This is a genomic window from Altericista sp. CCNU0014, assembly GCF_044923475.1.
Classification (GTDB): domain Bacteria; phylum Cyanobacteriota; class Cyanobacteriia; order Thermosynechococcales; family Thermosynechococcaceae; genus JAAURS01.
Map to the genome: position 1 here is coordinate 4,565,940 of NZ_CP137338.1, position 16,810 is coordinate 4,582,749.

Sequence of the window (16,810 nt, forward strand, 5' to 3'; positions counted from 1 at the left end):
AGGTCTTAACCTTCTCTACAGCTACTCTCCTAGTGTTCCCTGTTTGAATCTAAACCGCAGTAACCATGGTCACATCTTCTCGCCAGCCGCCGCCCCTCAACCGCCTTCTGCGTTACAGTCGTCCCTTTTCCCGCGAAATATGGCTGGCGAGCATTTGCTCCGTCCTCAATAAAGTGTTCGATCTGGCTCCCCCTGCCTTGATTGGGATGGCGGTAGACGTGGTGGTGCAAAAAGACCAGTCGGCGATCGCCCGATGGGGTATCCCGGATGTGGGCTGGCAGTTGGCGCTGATCTGCGGTTTATCCATCGTCATTTGGGGGTTGGAGTCCCTGTTCGAGTATTTCTACGCGCGGCTCTGGCGCAATTTAGCCCAGACCGTCCAGCACTACCTGCGGCTAGATGCTTACGATCATCTCCAAAACCTGGAAATGGCATTTTTTGAGGAGCAAAGTACGGGCAGCCTGATGTCGATCCTCAGCGACGACATCAACCAACTGGAGCGCTTTTTAGATGGCGGTGCGAACGAAGTCATCCAGGTCATCACCACAGTCATTATCATCGGCGGTGCCTTTTTTGTGCTGGCACCGGGGGTGGCGTGGGTGGCAATCTTGCCCATGCCCTTTATTATTTGGGGGGCGATCGCCTTTCAAAAAGTATTGGCCCCCCGCTACGCTGCCGTGCGGGAGCGCGTCAGCTTCCTCAACAGCCGCCTCTCTAATAACCTGAGCGGCATTACCACTATCAAAAGCTTCACCACCGAAGCCTTCGAGGCCGAGCAAATCCGCCGAGACAGCGAAGCCTACCGCCAGAGCAACCGCCATGCGATCGCTCTGAGTGCCGCCTTTGTGCCGCTGATCCGAATTTTGATTCTGTTGGCCTTTTTAGCCACCCTGGGCGGCGGCGGACTTCAGGTAGTGGCGGGCAATCTCACCGTCGGCACCTACAGCGTTTTGATCTATTTGATTCAGCGATTGCTGTGGCCTCTCACTCGCCTGGGCGATACCCTCGATCAATACCAGCGGGCGATGGCCTCGACCCAGCGCGTGATGAACCTGCTGGATACGCCGCTAGAAATTCATTCCGGCGCAACGCCGCTGCCCATAGCGCAGGTAGAGGGCGAGATTTTGTTCGATCGCGTGACGTTTGGCTACCAAAACGGGCGCGCCATTATTCAGGATTTGACCCTAAAAGTCCCCGCCGGACAGACGATCGCCATTGTAGGCTCTACGGGTTCGGGTAAAAGCACGTTGGTAAAGCTGCTGCTGCGATTTTACGAGATCCAATCCGGTCAGATCTGGCTAGATGGCACGTCCATCGGCGATCTGCGCTTGCAGGATTTACGGGCCTGCATTGGTTTGGTCAGCCAGGACATTTTCCTCTTCCACGGCACGGTTCGCGAAAATATTGCCTACGGTTGCCCAGACGCGGCAGATGAAGATATTATCATCGCTGCCAAAAATGCCGAAGCCCACGAATTTATCCAGCAACTCCCCCAAGGCTACGACACCATCGTGGGCGAACGCGGCCAAAAACTATCCGGCGGTCAGCGGCAGCGATTGGCGATCGCCCGTGCCCTGCTCAAAGACCCACCCATCCTGATTTTGGATGAGGCCACTTCCGCGGTGGATAACGAAACGGAGGCGGCGATCCAGAAATCTCTGGAATACATCACTGCCAATCGGACGACCGTAGCGATCGCCCATCGACTCTCGACGATTCGCTATGCGGACTGTATTTACGTGATGGAGCAAGGCAAGATTGTGGAGCAGGGCAAACACGAAGATCTTCTTGCCCACAAGGGAGTTTATGCGCAGCTTTGGAACGTGCAAACTGGGCAACGAGAATAAGCGCGATAAACGGATTGTCCGAGATACTGAAAACTTTCCCCGCCTGATTACCTGTTTTGTTCTTTAATTCAGCAAGGCATTATGAAACTACTAGACACCATGAAACTACTAGACACCGTAGCACTCCTAGAAAATATTCCAGATCTCAGCCTGTACAGGGGACAAGTTGGGACTATCGTAGAAGTATGTGAACCTGATAGTTTCGAGGTTGAATTTGTGGATATTCAAGGTCACACCTACGCTTTAGAAACCCTAAATTCCCAGCAGCTTATACTCTTGCATCATCAGCCTTTGCTTGCCACAGCTTAAAAGAAACCGTCTTCGTACTCAATAATGGGAAAGCGATCTCCAATCCAAGCATCTCTTGCAAACCGTCTTTTATCAGCACATCCATGTGGAGCACTTTTCTAAGACCGGAATGAAGCAATGGTCTTTCTGCAAATACGATAAATTGGACGAGGCGATCGCCTTTACAAAAGTCCCGTTTCAGATTTCACTGACAGACCTGTATAACAAAGTTCAGTTGGAGGCTAAAGCGATAGAAGGCGATCGCGCCTAGGATACTTCTCTTCTGCTCCAGATTCTCATAAAATTCAATTACCAAGCCCGAACAAGAACGATCGCAGCATCGTTGAACGCTAGAACGGAGCGGGCTTTATCGGCGGCCAAACCCGTTAGGATTGCCGAGAAACATACTTTTCAAACGTTGCTTGGGTCTGGTGCAGCAATGCCTCGCGGCTATCGCCGCTGCCGCTTAAAGACGGAACCAGATTTCTCGCCTGTAGCGTCATGTGGAGCTGAAGATTAGCGACGTAATCGCTGAGATCTTCGCGAAAGGCGGGTGGGGTAGCTTGCGGTGTATCGAATTGCAAGGGGATCTCCTTTCTGAACGCTGCGTCACGGTTTGACATTACAGAACCTACCACTAGGGCTGGGACAACTTTTTATTTTGCAATGAAGGGTTACACTTCACCGGAATATTGTTGAGAAGCGTAAACCTGAAGGACTGGCTTATGCCATTCAGTTTACCCAATCTTCATCCAATCCTAACTCACCTTAACGTTGCTAGGGGTAGGCACTGGATGCCCGCACTTCTGCGCTAATCTAGCAATGGCGTCGCTCGTACGTCGTTCTTCACTGTAGGCTTTAGACTGCCCGAACAGCAGGTTTGATATGGATTGCAGCCAAATTCGGCTCTGCGAAGGCCTAACGCCTCACCCCCCGGCAGAAACTACCCCAGCCGATTTAACAGCGCTTCAGGCACTTTTTCAAGTGGCAGCTTTTTGGGCGCAGAATCGAACGGTCGAAGACTTGGGCATCGCGATTGCCCACAGCAACCCCATCATCAGCGTATGGGACGACGACGCCCTCATTGGCTTCGCCCGCGCGACCTCCGATGGGATTTACCGCGCCACTATCTGGGATGTTGTCGTGCATCCCGACTATCGCAGCTCGGGATTGGGACGGCGGTTGGTCCAAACGCTCTTAGCCCACCCTCACCTCAACCGCGTCGAACGCGTCTATCTAATGACGACGCACCAGCAGCGGTTTTACGAGCGCCTTGGCTTTGAGTCTAACCCAAGCGTCACGATGGTGCTCGATCGGGAAAATGGCGTGCCGTTCACGCCTCTGGCAGCAGAAGTCAGTCAGCCTGCTTTATAAAAATCTCGAAATCGAACTTCCCGTCCTACGCTCCAATGCCCACTGGCTGCTTGTGGCTTTCGTTCGCTGCCTTCACGCAATCGATCGCCGCTCGGCTCACTCGCTTCCAGTCCGTCTGATCGTCGTAGGGCGCAAAGACCTGGCGATCGCCTTCGTACACGTTGCAGAACAACACCTCGGCGTTTTCTGTCGAGGCTTGCGGACAGATCGTAATGGGTTTCCTTAGGGCTTCAGGAGAGAGAGAAGCCAGCGCGCTCAACAATCCCTTACTAAAGTGGGCCGTTGCGGAGCTTTCTAGAACGTAAAACTTATCGGCTTCGATGTAGCAATGAAGCTTGTGGGTTTTCTCGTTGCGGCGAACGGTTTCCTTAAACTCCAGCTTGCGAATGTACCCCGTTAACGCGGGATGTTCGATGTTGACGGGCTGGCTTTGGTCGTTGAGGGTATACCAAATCCCGCCGTGCTTGCGATTGCAAAAGACATAGACTTGGGTTTTCGGGGCTGGCCCAAACCCTAGCGGTTGTTTAGACGTCTTTGAATCTGCAATTTGGCGTAGGGCTTCGGCGATCGCATCCAGCGCTGGATGTTCCATGATTGATGGTCTCCAAAATTCTTGAATGGTTCGGTTTTGAGTGCTATTTCTATTCTAGAAACCGATCTAGCAACTGAGACAGGCACTAAAGTCTGGCTGATACGCCTAACCCCTTCGGTTATCCCTAAAGGACAGATTGAGCGATAAGGTTCCCTGTTGCTGTGGGGACTCAAAGCTATGATGTAATTAACCTATCCAGCGTTTGCGACAAGACAAATTATTACTATGCTGACAAGGTAAGTACGCAGTAGGGTCAAATTTCCTTGGCGAAGAAACCGATCTGCTTTGCCAGGCACTGGCAGATAACGCCATAAAGCTATAAGGTAAGCCGCTAAGCCCATGAGTAACGCAGAACAAAATCCTCTAGATATCTACCTGCGCTTTGCTGCCTTAGAGCGTCGAGTCACAAAACTGGAATCCAGCCTTCAGGAAATTGACCGCATCGTCGACCCCCAAGGCTGGATAGGCGAAGCTTTTAATGTTCTAGAATCCCACGTCGATCGACGTTTCGATACCATCGACCATCGACTCGACTCGATGGACTCCAAGATAGATACCATCCTGCAACACATCACAGGCATAAACCGCACGAACGATTGAGAATAATTTGCCGTTAATTTTATCTATACCGCCCATGCTACCCGAATAAAAAGGCGAATGAATTTTGTCGCGCTTGCGCTTCGCTCCCGATCCATTCCCCCAAATTCCAGTCACAATGGAAATCGTGGTCCGTAATCTTCGGTGAGCCTGTGATTGCCCATTCGTTAACCCTTTCTGCTCTGTTAGACCGAGCCGCATCAGGCCGAGACCTTACCTCTCAAGAAGGCGAGCTGCTGCTGAAACAAAGCGATCCGGCAGCAATTCAAGAAATTCGGCAGGCAGCGGATGAGCTCCGGCGATCGCTGGTGGGGGAAACCGTCACCTACGTGGTCAACCGCAATATCAACTTCACCAACATCTGCGAACAGCACTGTGGCTTCTGCGCGTTCCGCCGCGATGAGGGGGATCGAGACGCCTACTGGCTCTCCCATCAGCAGATTCTAGAAAAAGCCTTAGATGGAGCGCTCCAAGGCATCACAGAAATTTGCATGCAGGGAGGACTGCATCTCGGCGCGAAGATTGGCGGGCGATCGCTCCCCTATTACGTTCAACTGGTGGAAACCCTCCAGGATAAATTTCCGAAGCTGCATCTCCACGCCTTTTCGCCCCAAGAAATTCAGTTTATTGCCCGCGAAGATGGCTTGAGCTATTGGGAAGTCATTGCTGCCCTCAAAACGGCTGGAGTACAGTCCATGCCGGGAACAGCTGCCGAAGTGCTTAACGATGAAGTGCGGCGGGTGCTGTGTCCGGAAAAAATCGATACCGCCACTTGGCTGGAGATTGTAGAAACCGCCCATCGCTTGGGGATGCCCACCACCAGTACGATGCTATCCGGCCACATCGAAACCCCGGAGCAGCAGATCGAGCATTTGGAACATTTGAGATCGCTCCAGCAGCGCGCCCAGGAACGCGGCAATACGGGCATTACCGAATTTATCCTGCTGCCCTATATCGGCCAAGATGCGCCCAAACCCCTGCGCAAAAAAGTAGGCCGCGACCAGCCCATTTTGCAAGATGCCCTCCATCTGACGGCGGTTGCCCGTCTCTTTCTGGGGCGCTGGATCGCAAACCACCAACCCAGTTGGGTCAAGCTAGGGCTGGCGGGTGCTACGGAAGCCTTGCAGTGGGGCTGCAACGATCTCGGCGGCACTTTAATGGAAGAACACATCACGTCTATGGCCGGGGCGCAGGGGGGCACCTGCATGACTGTGGCGCAATTGCAGGGGGCGATCGCCTCCTTAGAGCGACCTTGGCAGCAACGCAATACCCTCTACGAACGCCTTCCCTAAGCATGGGTCAGAAAACGCTATACTGAGCAGTCAGTTATTTGAGGTCATGTACGGACGCCCTCGCTCGGGTTTTACCTTACAGATCTGTGGTTAGCAAAGGTACAACAGCTCAATGAACACGGCGCGGCGTGCAGAATTACGAAATCAGCTCAGAGCAAAACGGATGCGATCGCTGGCCTTAACCCTGGGGGGAGCTGCCTTCCTCGTGGTAGGGGGGACTGCGGCTTATTTCTTACTCAATGGCCGTCAATCGGAAAGCGTTATTCCTTTCGGTGCTGCTGTTACCCCACAAACCGCGCTCTTGAGCCTAACCGCGTCAACCAACGAAGGCCCCTGGCGACAACTGGGAGAATTTGGCACTCCAGAAACTAAAACGCGTTGGAAAGGACAGCTCAAGAATATTGAAACCGATTTTTTAGAGCCTTTTGGCCTCTCTTACGACAAAGATATTCGTCCTTGGGTGGGCTCGCAGCTCAATCTCGTACTGCTATCTCCCGCGCCCGAAGATGTTGCTAAAGTCGGCGCAAATGCAGCAGTCTGGTTTCTACCGATGCGAGATCCCCAACAAGCGAGGTCTGTTGTGGATCGTGCGGCGGGCAGCGCGTCCCAAAAGCGGACTTATAAAGATGTCGAAGTTCAAACTTTTCAAGGTCAAAACGGCAAATCTCTCTCTGCAGTGGTCCTAGAGAACCGTTTGCTTGTCGTCAGCAACGGCAACAATACCCTCAACCAAGTCATCGACACCTATCGAGGTGCGCCCTCTCTCGCCCAGACGCCCAGATTGCAAGAAGCCATGAAAGAGGTAGAGGATTCCTCTGCTTTCGCGCAAGTCTACGTGAACCTGCCGATCGCCGCAGCGGGTCTGCTGCAAAATGCGGGTCGCGGTATTTCGCAATCCACCATTGGGCGCATCCAAGCGGTGCAAGGCATTGGCGCTTCGATCGAGATTGAAAACGACGGGCTTAACTTTAAGGCGATCTCCTGGCTGAAACCGGATGCCAAGCAGGAGGTAAAGGGGAGCAATAAAACCCAAACTCTGGCACGGCTGCTGCCTGGGGACACCCTTGCGATCGCCTCTGGCGTCAATTTTCAACAGGCTTGGCAAGACCACACTCAAGGGACGGAATCCCAGTTAATCGTGCCATTGAATCCCAGTAAAATTCAGGCGAGTTTGCTGAAGTCGACGGGCCTGGATTTTGAAAAAGAATTTGCGAGCTGGATGGACGGTGAATTTATAGCTGCCGTGGTGCCGACTGCCAATTCGTCTAAACAGGGGGTTGGCATGATGCTGCTAGCCAAAGCCAACGACCGCGCTAAAGCAGATCGAGCGTTTCAGAAACTGGATACCGCCATGCGCGATCGCCACAATTTTTTGGTCGCTGAATCTAAAGTAGGAAACCGCTCCGTGACCACTTGGAAGGTACCGCCCAACCTACCCTTGGCAACCCACGGGTGGTTAGATAACAACGTGGCCTTTTTTACCTTCGGCGCGCCGATCTCCGAGCGGATTTTGACCCCGCAAAATAATTCCCTTGCAGATGCCGCCCTGTTTCAAAAAACGCGGTCGTCGAACCTCACCTCTAATACAGGCCAGTTTTTTGTAGACCTGCCGCGCGCGGTCGCGACGATGCAAAATAGCCCTCTGCTGCCCAAGCTGGCACCCACAGCAAATCAGATTGCTCAAGCCATTGAGGGCATCGGTATGTCGACTGCCATTCACAACGCTTGGAGCACCCGTTACGACTTTACCGTGAAGCTCAAACGCCAATAGATGCCAAAGTTTTGTTAAAAATCCGGCAGAACTCCCGCACAACAAGCCGTCCTGTGGCTCAATTGAGGATAGCCCAGAATCAAAATCGATGGTGCGAGTCCGGTTTCTAGACTTGTCCGCAACTGCGTTGGCGTTGGGCCTGCATATTTCCTCGTCCGAGCACTATCATTGCTATGACTGTTTCTTCCGCCGCCGAATTAAGCTCGACTCTGAACGGTCCTCCATCTGACTCCAAGCAACGGGTCGTGAGCTTTTTGCGATCGCTCCAAGATTCCATCTGCCAAAAGCTGGAGGCCGTCGATGGCGGCGGTTCGTTTCAGCAAGATGAGTGGGAGCGGCCTGAAGGCGGCGGCGGTCGTTCGCGAGTCATGCGCGAGGGCAATGTTCTGGAGCAGGGCGGCGTTGGATTTTCGGAGGTTTGGGGAGAGCATTTGCCGCCTTCGATCTTGAATCAGCGCCCCGAGGCCGCAGGCCACAAGTGGTTTGCAACGGGAACTTCGATGGTGCTGCACCCGCGCAATCCTTACATTCCAACCGTTCATTTGAACTATCGCTATTTTGAAGCCGGCCCCGTCTGGTGGTTTGGCGGCGGCATCGACTTGACGCCCTATTATCCGTTTCTCGAAGACGTGGTGCATTTCCACAGCACGCTCAAGGATGCCTGCGATCGCCACCACCCCGAATACTACCCCACCTTCAAACGCTGGTGCGATGAATACTTTTATCTAAAGCATCGTCAGGAAACCCGCGGCGTGGGCGGCATCTTCTACGACTATCAGGACGGCACGGGCGCGCTGTATCGAGGTCCAGATGCCGACGGGCCAGCAGGGCAATACAGCGCCCAAGTCGGCGCGCCCGCCCAGCGGTCTTGGGAGGAGCTGTTTGGGCTGATGCAGAGTTGCGGCAATGCATTTTTGCCCGCTTACGTACCTATTCTCGAAAAGCGACGGAGCCAAGCCTATAACGAGCTGGAGCGCAATTTCCAACTGTATCGGCGGGGTCGCTATGTGGAGTTCAACTTGGTCTACGACCGAGGGACGATTTTTGGGCTTCAAACCAATGGCCGCACCGAATCGATTTTAATGTCCCTACCGCCGCTGGTGCGTTGGGAGTATGGTTACCAGCCCGAACCCGGCACCCGCGAAGCCCAACTTTACGAGACCTACCTGAAGCCTCAAGATTGGCTGTCTGGGACAGTTGCCCATTCTTAATCCGCTTACGCTTGGCGGCTCGGGCTGCCATCTCTGGGTGAGCGATCTGCGCTCGCCCCCTTTGCGTATCGGCACGATTCCCCTCGACTGGATAACCTCAACCCCATGACCGTTACGCCGTTTCGAGTTCCATTGATGCAAGACCCCAAGGCACTCTACGAGTGTCTGGCGACGTTTCAAGCATCAAGCTCGAACGACGAGGCGATCGCCAGTATTTCTTTGGCACTTCCGCCCCTCGATCCCCTCGCGGCCTTAGAACAGCTCGGTCATGCCACCCAGGCGCATTTCTACTGGGAGCACCCGACTGAAAAAACGGCAATCGCGGCGATGCAGCCCATCGCGCGGCAGTCGATCGACGGCGGCGATCGGTTTGCTAAGACCCAACGATTTATCTCTGAGGTTTTGCAGCGCACCGCCACCGCAGGCGAACTGCATTTACCGATGGCAGGGCCTCATTTTTTCTGTAGTTTTACGTTTTTTGACAAAGCCCACCACGAGGCGCAGCGGTTCCCAGCCGCGACGGTCTTTTTGCCCCAGTGGCAGGTGGCTTGCGTGCGGGGCCAGGGGGTTTTAGTGGCAAATTTGCCCCTTACACCCACCGCCAATCTCGCGCAGCTGACGGATTCTGTATTGCAGATCTGGCAGCGACTCCAATGCCGCAGCGCGATCTACCGCGATCGCTTTTCCCTACCGCTGCTCCACGTTCCCGAGCCTTGTTTGAGCCATCAAACTCGGTTTTTAGAGGCCGCCGAGGCGACCTTAACGCAAATTCGCAAGGGCGAACTGGAAAAACTCGTGCTGTCCGAAACCCTGGAGGTGAAGACTGCTACACCGCTGCCCCTGGCTCCGACGCTCCACAAACTGCGATCCCGCTATGGGGACTGCCAAATTTTTTCGCTGCGGGACGATCGGGGCCAGGGTTTTATTGGGGCAAGTCCAGAACGGTTGTTGCAAATCCAAGAGGGGCGGCTGACGGCGGATGCCTTGGCGGGTTCGGCCCCGCGAGGGCGGACGTTAAGGGAGGATGCGGCGCTGGGCGATCGCCTCCTCAAAAGCGCGAAGGATATCCACGAGCATCGACTGGTGTTGGCTTTCATTCAGCAACGGCTGCAAAGCTTGGGCATTGCGCCCCATTCGACTTCTCCAGCCCACCTATTGCAGCTCCCAAACATTCAGCACCTGCGGACCCTGGTAACGGCTGACTTACCCGATCGCATTGGGTTGTTGAACGTACTGGCAGCGCTCCACCCCACGCCCGCAGTAGCAGGCACGCCGCAGCACAGTGCGGAACCGTATCTGCGCCGTTACGAACCCTTCGATCGCCACCTTTACGCGGCACCCCTAGGCTGGGTGGACTACCGCGGTAACGGCAGCTTTACGGTCGGCATTCGCTCGGCGCTGCTCCAGGGCAATTGTTTGCGCCTCTATGCAGGTGCGGGAATTGTGGCGGGTTCCGACCCCCATCGCGAGTGGGCGGAGGTGCGGCTCAAGCTCCAGACGTTATTGCAAGCCCTTGTGGAATATAAAATGTAGACTCCGAATCGAGCATCTATATTTTTTGCAGCGACCATCAGATCGGAGGCCAACCGCACTGGTTTTACAGCAGCCATCTCAGGACTGAATCGACTAAGATGGTGATCTAAGGCTAGATCTATATCTCAGCCTCGTTTTTTACAATCTCCCAGAACCTATGACCACTGAACTTGCCTTCGATAAACGCAAAATCGACCATCCTCCTTACGAAATTCATACCTTGGGCGATCGCGTCCTGCGTCAGACGGCAAAACGGGTCGCGAAGGTAGATGCAGAGACTCGTCAGATTGTCGAAAATATGCTGAGAACGATGTACAGCGCTGACGGCATCGGGCTGGCCGCGCCTCAGGTGGCGATCGCCAAGCAAATTATCGTGGTGGACATCGAACCCGATGAAGCCGCAAATCCGCCGCTGATTTTGATCAACCCCGTCATCCGCAAAAAAAGTCCCGACCTAAGCGTGGCCCAAGAAGGATGTCTGAGCATTCCAGAGGTATACCTCGATGTCAAGCGGCCAGAAGTAATCGAGGTCGCATTTAAGGACGAACTGGGCCGTCCCCAGGCAATCCGTGCCAAAGGGTTGCTGTCTCGTGCCATCCAACACGAAATGGATCACCTTTCTGGGGTGCTCTTTGTGGACCGGGTGGAGAATGCGCTGCTGCTGAACCAAGAGTTAGACAAGCACGGTTTCTCTCAAAAGGATGTGAAGCCAGCTTGAGGGGTAGGCTGATAAACCGATCGAGCTGCGTATAGGGCTAATCAGAAAAATATGGTCATACCGACAAAAAGCGGAATTCTCTTACTGTTCTCTTGCGTTGCCTTTATCGCCGTCGTAGGGTGTACGTTCGAGCTATCTTCTGGCGAACCATCGCTAGGGCAATGGCCGACGATCGCTATTTTGGCGTTGAGCGTGCCCTTGGGCGTCTTTACCTTTATTGCAGCGGCGCGCGAAGCAAAGGCAAGTCTGAAAAGCTAAGCATAGAGAAAAGGGGAATACCATGACCCAATCGCTCTCAACCTCAACGGATGCAGTATCGCCAGAGTATCCCGATCTGGTGGTACCGGATATCAGCGATCTGGTCATTGAAGACGATACCCCTGTGGACAATCTGATCTCTGAAAAACAGCAGCGGCTTCTGACCGAGCCACTTTATAGCGCTCAAGATCTATTTAAGGGACGTTCCTTTTTAGCCAGCGCTAATGTGGGCGTATTTTATGCCCTCCGCCGCCCGCCCTTAGTGCCGGATGTCTTTTTAAGTCTTAATGTTGAGCCGCCCCAAGACTTTAAAGAGAAGAAAAATCGTACCTACTTTGTCTGGGAATTCGGTAAGCCACCCGATGTTGTAATTGAAATTGTCTCGAATAAAGAAGGCAATGAGTTAGGGTACAAACTGACAAACTACGCTCAGATGGGCGTAACCTACTACATCGTGTACGATCCTTTGCAACAGTTAGGGCAAAAGCTTTTGTACGCGTTTGGCCTGCGGGAAGGACAATATCTCGAACTAGAGCGCCTGTGGCTACCTCAAGTGGGTCTTGGTCTAACACTTTGGCAAGGTGCTTTTGAAGAGGTCCAAGGTGAATGGCTGCGCTGGTGCGATGAGACCGGAGCGGTTATTACAACGGGGGCAGAACGAGCGGAACAAGAGCATCAACGAGCAGAACAAGAGCATCAACGAGCAGAACAAGAGCATCAACGAGCAGAAGCTGCCGAACGTCGAGTGGCAGAACTATTGCAGCAAATGCAGACGATGAACATACAGCCCATAGCAGGATTAGACGAAGCCTCAGAGCGTTGATTTTTCCTGCTAAGGTATTGCCAGCTAAGATAAAAGACGTTGTTGGCACATTCATCAAAACATGCAAGAGCGGGCAGCTTGGTTAGCTTGGGCACAAATTTCAGGAATTGGGCCAGTGTCGCTACAGCGACTGCAAGAGCACTTCGGTAGCCTAACCAGAGCCTGGACTGCCCCTCTAGACGAACTTGGGTCGGTGAATGGCATTGGGCCGACCGTCCTAAAGGCGATCGCCGCCCAGCGCCCGCAGCTAGATCCAGATGCTTTTCTGAGCCACCATCTTCGAGCCAATCCCACCTTTTGGACTCCAGCAGATCCAGACTATCCGCGTCTGCTCAAAGAAATCCCCGATCCGCCTGCGGTGCTCTATTACCGAGGCAATCCGGCCTTACTGGATGCCCAAGGTCATACTCCTGTCGTAGCGATTGTAGGCACCCGCGACCCTTCCGACTACGCCCAGCGCTGGACCCGTAAATTGGCTGTTGTCCTGGCCAAAAACGACATCGCAGTGATCTCTGGAATGGCAGAGGGGATCGACACCCAAGCTCATTTGGGTTGTCTGGAGGCTAAAGGCCAGACGATCGCCGTTTTAGGCACTGGCACCGATATTGCCTATCCACCTCGAAATCGCGCCCTGCACCAACAAATTTTAGAGCGAGGGTTGGCCATCAGCGAGTATCCCGCAGGTACTCAACCGAATCGCGCTCATTTTCCACGTCGCAACCGGATGATTGCCGCCCTCAGCCGCGCCACTTTAGTCATGGAAGCACCCCAGCGATCGGGGGCGCTGATTACGGCTTATATGGCCAATGATTACGGTCGGGATGTGTACGTGCTCCCCGGCACTCTAGACAATCCCCGCGCGGCAGGCTGTTTGGGGCTGATGACCAAAGGCGCGCAGTTAATTTTGGGGGAGGGGCATCTCTTAGAACTGCTAGGAACCATCCCTACGCTCGATCCCATCCCAGTTAAATCACCTGGAATTCCTGTGGCTGCGAAGGTCGAGATGCCCGCGCTCAGTGCCGATCTGCAGAAAGTCTGGACGCTGGTGCAATCGCTCTACGAAGGCTCGGGACAGACGGCGCTATCTTTCGATCGCTTGGTTCAGGATGCCGCCCAACCTGCAAATGAGGTGTCGAGCGCGTTGCTTCAGTTGGAGTTGATGGGTTTGGTAACGCAGTTGCCGGGGATGCGGTATGCGGTGGCGATGTGAGAGGGTGGGAGACATCAATCTTGACGCTGATGCAGTCGAGGGAGATAAAGTGTTTGATGTAAAACTTGACGGTAGAGAAAAAATCTATGGATTTAGGTATAGAAGGGGCTGGAAAAGTACAGAATGCAAGATATGCGCTGTGAAGGAGTGTTAGACCGCTGTGCTCGGCGAAACGGCTTTGCTGCATGAATAGGGGTTTGCGGACGGTAGATGAATGCTGTAGTAATCCAAAACTGGCAAAGACGAGTGCTGATATAGCCAAAGCTGTTCTTAGCGATCGTCAATATCAACGCAATCATATTTAATGGCACCATCAAGGTTGGAAAGCGGAAGAAGTTATTGCTCATCCAATCGAGAAAAACTTCCGGTGCGGCTGACTGCCAAAACTTAACAACGAACAGTGCAATAAAGATAAAGGCACCAGAAAATAGGCTGAGTGCACTCACAGAGAGTAAATTTAGAATTCTTGCAAGATTAAACATGGGGTACTCCTTAAAAGACGTTACGCTGCGGCTCGGATAGGGTAACGCGAATCGTGATGCTGCCATCATTTAGATTTTGTTATAGATTGCAGTTTGTGAAGTCCATTAGCTGCTTTTACCTAAAGTTATTATGGGCGATCGCATCTACAATCCATACCACGGCGATCGCTAGAAACTAGCTCAACACTTCCCGCAAAGCTTCCCCACGCACAACATAACGCAATCTTCTGGACGGCCTCTAAACCCTCGAACTAGAATAAAAATATCGGATTTCGAGCACAGAGGTAAGAGTAGAATCTCAATTCTTAGAGAAGCGTTGTCGGTCAGTTTCTGCGCTCACCTCAGATTGGCTCTAGCTTTATATATTAGGAGGCTTGACTATGCTTTTCCTCCTCTCGGCGATCGCCCTCTTTGCCCTAGCATTTCTTACCTTGGGCTATATCGGCGTTCCCCTCTGGACTTGGACGATCTACGCTGCAACAGTCCTTTGGATCGCACAGGCTCCAGTTTGGCTTTGGATAGGCTTTGGCATCGCTGCAATTATTCTAAATATCCCTAAACTGCGCCAAATTCTTCTCACCTCGCCAATGGTGAAAGCAGTCCGAGCCTTAAAGCTATTGCCCAATATTTCTGAGACGGAAAAAGCCGCGATCGAAGCCGGAACTGTATGGGTCGAGGGTGAATTCTTCTCCGGCAAACCCAACTTCCAACGCATCCTCAACGAACCCTACCCGCAAGTCACACCTGAAATTCAAGCCTTCCTAGATGGCCCCGTCGAACAAGTCTGCCGCATGGCAACGGATTGGGATATTTACCAACACAAAGATCTCCCTCCCGACGTGTGGAAGTACCTCCATCAAGAACGCTTCTTTGGCATGATGATTCCCAAAGAATATGGTGGCTTAGGCTTTTCTAACTTGGCCTACAGCGCCGTCATGACCAAACTGGCCTCCCGCTCCTTCACCCATGTCGCCACCGTTGGCGTCACCAACTCCCTCGGCCCCGCCAAGCTACTCCTGCGCTACGGTACAACAGCACAAAAAGACTACTACCTCCCCCGCCTAGCCAGTGGCGAAGAAATTCCCTGCTTTGCCCTCACAGAACCCCACGCGGGGTCTGATGCGGCCAGTATTACCTCCCACGGTGTGGTATTTAGAGGTGAAGATGGGGAACTTTACTTACGACTAAACTGGCAGAAACGATATATTACCTTGGGAGCGATCGCCACCCTCCTCGGTCTCGCCTTCCGCCTCCAAGATCCTGAAAACCTCTTAGGCAAAGGCGAAGACGTTGGTATTACCTGCGCGCTCATTGCCACCAGCACCCCCGGCGTAATCCAAACCCACAGACACGATCCGATGGGCGTCCCCTTCTACAACGCACCCCTAGAAGGCAAAGACGTTGTAATTCCCATCGATCGAATCATTGGTGGCGTGGCTCAAGCAGGTCAAGGCTGGAAGATGCTGATGCAATCGCTTGCCGCCGGACGGGGTATTAGCTTCCCTGCTACCTGTACGGGCGTAGCCAAACTCGTCTCCCGCGTGGCAGGTGCCCATGCAGTGGTTCGCAAACAGTTTGGCCTTTCGATTGGTCGCTTTGAAGGCGTGGAAGAACCCTTGGCCCGCATTGCTGGACTGACCTACCTCATTGATGCCGTGCGTCTCTACACCTGCGGCGCAGTGGATCGAGGCGAACAGCCAGCGGTAGTCTCGGCGATCGCCAAGTACAGCACCACGGAACTTTCGCGCCAAATTATCAACGACGGCATGGATATCTTGGGCGGCTCCGGCATCTGTCGCGGCCCTCACAACCTACTGGCGAATATCTATACCGCTACTCCCATCTCCATTACCGTGGAAGGTGCAAACATCCTCACCCGCACCCTCATGATTTTCGGGCAGGGTGCTATTCGCAGCCATCCCTACATCTATGCTGAAATTGAAGCATTGCAGCAGTCGGATGTTGCCGCCTTCGATCGCGTCATTTGGCCCCATCTTGGATCGATGGTGCGCCACAAGGTTAGAACTATTGTGTTAAGCCTGACGCGAGGAGCCTTAACCCCCTCTCCCGTCCGAGGCCCCACCGCACGCTACTATCGCAAACTAGCCTGGGCCTCAGCCACCTTTGCCCTTTTCAGCGACTTTGCCATGCTGGTCTTTGGCGGCACCCTCAAACGCCGAGAAACCCTCACTGGACGGTTTGCCGATGTGCTGACTTGGTTATATCTGGGCACCGCGACCCTACGACGCTTTGAAGCAGAGGGCAGTTTGTCCGAAGATCTCCCTCTCGTCGATTGGGCCATGCAATATACCTTTGCCCAAATCCAAGCAGCATTTGAAGGACTATTTGCAAACCTCAGTCCAATTCTGCGTCCGTGGGCGATGCTCTGGCGACTCAACCCTATCGGCACCATGCCGTCTGATGCTTTGGGGGCTAAAGTCGCAGCCATTTTACAGACAGTCGGGACACAGCGCGATCGCCTCACCTCAGGGATCTACCTGCCCACCCACCCCGATGAAGCCCTCGGTCGGCTGGAACGAGCGATGGCGTTGACCCTTCAGACTGAACCCTTTGCAAAAACCATCAAATCCGCCAGCCTTCGCGGTCAGATTCCTCAAGGGAAACCAGAACAATTGGTAGAAGCTGCGGTAGCCGCAGGGGTAATGACGATAGAGCAAGGGGTTTTGATTAGGGAAGCAGCGATCGCCCGCAATGAAGCCATCCAAGTCGATGCATTTTCGATGGAAAATTATCGACAGGAATCAGCGATCGCAAGTCGATTGACAAATAGCTATGTCCCGATGCAACGTTAAA

Annotated in this window: 17 protein-coding genes; 14 read left to right on the forward strand and 3 right to left on the reverse strand. The window is 53.5% G+C overall.

Going from position 1 to position 16,810, the window contains the following annotated elements; genetic code table 11:
- Positions 1-65: 65 nt before the first annotated feature.
- The 3 genes from R6H26_RS21755 to R6H26_RS21765 all read left to right on the forward strand — a co-directional run bounded on the left by R6H26_RS21755 (position 66) and on the right by R6H26_RS21765 (position 2,406).
- On the forward strand, positions 66-1,847 hold the full coding sequence (locus R6H26_RS21755; RefSeq protein WP_404785494.1) for an ABC transporter ATP-binding protein: 1,782 nt from the start codon (positions 66-68) through the stop codon (positions 1,845-1,847).
- Positions 1,848-1,928: 81 nt separating this feature from the next.
- On the forward strand, positions 1,929-2,156 hold the full coding sequence (locus tag R6H26_RS21760) for a DUF4926 domain-containing protein (protein WP_404785496.1): 228 nt from the start codon (positions 1,929-1,931) through the stop codon (positions 2,154-2,156).
- Between the two features lie 55 nt (positions 2,157-2,211).
- Complete coding sequence (locus R6H26_RS21765) at positions 2,212-2,406, forward strand: hypothetical protein (protein WP_404785498.1); 195 nt, start codon at positions 2,212-2,214, stop codon at positions 2,404-2,406.
- Positions 2,407-2,521: 115 nt separating this feature from the next.
- Here R6H26_RS21765 and R6H26_RS21770 read toward each other — a convergent pair whose 3' ends face one another.
- The gene (locus tag R6H26_RS21770) at positions 2,522-2,719 is read right to left on the reverse strand and encodes a hypothetical protein (RefSeq protein WP_404785499.1); all 198 of its coding nucleotides are present in this window, start codon (positions 2,717-2,719) and stop codon (positions 2,522-2,524) included.
- Between the two features lie 301 nt (positions 2,720-3,020).
- On the opposite strand from R6H26_RS21770, the gene R6H26_RS21775 reads away from it, so the two are divergent.
- Positions 3,021-3,509 carry a GNAT family N-acetyltransferase gene (locus R6H26_RS21775; protein WP_404785501.1) on the forward strand — a complete coding sequence of 163 codons (489 nt, stop codon included), beginning with the start codon at positions 3,021-3,023 and terminating at the stop codon, positions 3,507-3,509.
- 25 nt (positions 3,510-3,534) lie between these two features.
- Here the strand turns inward: R6H26_RS21775 and R6H26_RS21780 are convergent, their stop codons facing one another.
- On the reverse strand, positions 3,535-4,101 hold the full coding sequence (locus R6H26_RS21780) for a hypothetical protein (protein WP_404785503.1): 567 nt from the start codon (positions 4,099-4,101) through the stop codon (positions 3,535-3,537).
- Positions 4,102-4,440: 339 nt separating this feature from the next.
- On the opposite strand from R6H26_RS21780, the gene R6H26_RS21785 reads away from it, so the two are divergent.
- The 9 genes from R6H26_RS21785 to dprA all read left to right on the forward strand — a co-directional run bounded on the left by R6H26_RS21785 (position 4,441) and on the right by dprA (position 13,514).
- Positions 4,441-4,701, forward strand: a complete 261-nt coding sequence (locus R6H26_RS21785) for a hypothetical protein (protein ID WP_404785504.1) — start codon at positions 4,441-4,443, stop codon at positions 4,699-4,701.
- 152 nt (positions 4,702-4,853) lie between these two features.
- Entirely contained in the window at positions 4,854-5,990 is a 1,137-nt protein-coding gene (gene cofH, locus R6H26_RS21790) for a 7,8-didemethyl-8-hydroxy-5-deazariboflavin synthase subunit CofH (RefSeq protein WP_404791404.1), read from the forward strand.
- 112 nt (positions 5,991-6,102) lie between these two features.
- The gene (locus R6H26_RS21795; protein WP_404785506.1) at positions 6,103-7,761 is read left to right on the forward strand and encodes a DUF3352 domain-containing protein; all 1,659 of its coding nucleotides are present in this window, start codon (positions 6,103-6,105) and stop codon (positions 7,759-7,761) included.
- Between the two features lie 173 nt (positions 7,762-7,934).
- Complete coding sequence (gene hemF, locus R6H26_RS21800) at positions 7,935-8,972, forward strand: oxygen-dependent coproporphyrinogen oxidase (RefSeq protein WP_404785507.1); 1,038 nt, start codon at positions 7,935-7,937, stop codon at positions 8,970-8,972.
- A gap of 105 nt (positions 8,973-9,077) precedes the next feature.
- Complete coding sequence (locus R6H26_RS21805) at positions 9,078-10,505, forward strand: isochorismate synthase MenF (RefSeq protein WP_404785508.1); 1,428 nt, start codon at positions 9,078-9,080, stop codon at positions 10,503-10,505.
- A gap of 157 nt (positions 10,506-10,662) precedes the next feature.
- Positions 10,663-11,223: a peptide deformylase gene (gene def, locus R6H26_RS21810; protein WP_404785510.1), complete on the forward strand. Its 561-nt coding sequence runs from the start codon at positions 10,663-10,665 to the stop codon at positions 11,221-11,223.
- A 51-nt stretch (positions 11,224-11,274) separates the two neighbouring features.
- Positions 11,275-11,481 carry a hypothetical protein gene (locus tag R6H26_RS21815; protein WP_404785512.1) on the forward strand — a complete coding sequence of 69 codons (207 nt, stop codon included), beginning with the start codon at positions 11,275-11,277 and terminating at the stop codon, positions 11,479-11,481.
- Between the two features lie 22 nt (positions 11,482-11,503).
- On the forward strand, positions 11,504-12,304 hold the full coding sequence (locus R6H26_RS21820; RefSeq protein WP_404785513.1) for a Uma2 family endonuclease: 801 nt from the start codon (positions 11,504-11,506) through the stop codon (positions 12,302-12,304).
- A gap of 61 nt (positions 12,305-12,365) precedes the next feature.
- Positions 12,366-13,514 carry a DNA-processing protein DprA gene (gene dprA / locus R6H26_RS21825; RefSeq protein ID WP_404785515.1) on the forward strand — a complete coding sequence of 383 codons (1,149 nt, stop codon included), beginning with the start codon at positions 12,366-12,368 and terminating at the stop codon, positions 13,512-13,514.
- 92 nt (positions 13,515-13,606) lie between these two features.
- On the opposite strand, the gene R6H26_RS21830 is transcribed toward dprA, so the two are convergent.
- A complete protein-coding gene (locus R6H26_RS21830; RefSeq protein ID WP_404785517.1) occupies positions 13,607-13,996 on the reverse strand; it encodes a hypothetical protein in 390 nt (129 codons plus the stop codon).
- A gap of 380 nt (positions 13,997-14,376) precedes the next feature.
- On the opposite strand from R6H26_RS21830, the gene R6H26_RS21835 reads away from it, so the two are divergent.
- Positions 14,377-16,809, forward strand: a complete 2,433-nt coding sequence (locus tag R6H26_RS21835; protein ID WP_404785519.1) for an acyl-CoA dehydrogenase — start codon at positions 14,377-14,379, stop codon at positions 16,807-16,809.
- Position 16,810 lies beyond the last annotated feature (1 nt).

Bases quoted from the DNA above. Each gene is read 5' to 3' on its own strand.
- def (WP_404785510.1), top strand. From the start codon at position 10,663: ATGACCACTGAACTTGCCTTCGATAAACGCAAAATCGACCATCCTCCT.
- R6H26_RS21795 (WP_404785506.1), top strand. From the start codon at position 6,103: ATGAACACGGCGCGGCGTGCAGAATTACGAAATCAGCTCAGAGCAAAA.
- R6H26_RS21820 (WP_404785513.1), top strand. From the start codon at position 11,504: ATGACCCAATCGCTCTCAACCTCAACGGATGCAGTATCGCCAGAGTAT.
- R6H26_RS21835 (WP_404785519.1), top strand. From the start codon at position 14,377: ATGCTTTTCCTCCTCTCGGCGATCGCCCTCTTTGCCCTAGCATTTCTT.
- R6H26_RS21815 (WP_404785512.1), top strand. From the start codon at position 11,275: ATGGTCATACCGACAAAAAGCGGAATTCTCTTACTGTTCTCTTGCGTT.
- R6H26_RS21760 (WP_404785496.1), top strand. From the start codon at position 1,929: ATGAAACTACTAGACACCATGAAACTACTAGACACCGTAGCACTCCTA.
- dprA (WP_404785515.1), top strand. From the start codon at position 12,366: ATGCAAGAGCGGGCAGCTTGGTTAGCTTGGGCACAAATTTCAGGAATT.
- hemF (WP_404785507.1), top strand. From the start codon at position 7,935: ATGACTGTTTCTTCCGCCGCCGAATTAAGCTCGACTCTGAACGGTCCT.
- R6H26_RS21830 (WP_404785517.1), bottom strand. From the start codon at position 13,996: ATGTTTAATCTTGCAAGAATTCTAAATTTACTCTCTGTGAGTGCACTC.
- R6H26_RS21780 (WP_404785503.1), bottom strand. From the start codon at position 4,101: ATGGAACATCCAGCGCTGGATGCGATCGCCGAAGCCCTACGCCAAATT.
- R6H26_RS21775 (WP_404785501.1), top strand. From the start codon at position 3,021: ATGGATTGCAGCCAAATTCGGCTCTGCGAAGGCCTAACGCCTCACCCC.
- R6H26_RS21755 (WP_404785494.1), top strand. From the start codon at position 66: ATGGTCACATCTTCTCGCCAGCCGCCGCCCCTCAACCGCCTTCTGCGT.
- R6H26_RS21805 (WP_404785508.1), top strand. From the start codon at position 9,078: ATGACCGTTACGCCGTTTCGAGTTCCATTGATGCAAGACCCCAAGGCA.
- R6H26_RS21785 (WP_404785504.1), top strand. From the start codon at position 4,441: ATGAGTAACGCAGAACAAAATCCTCTAGATATCTACCTGCGCTTTGCT.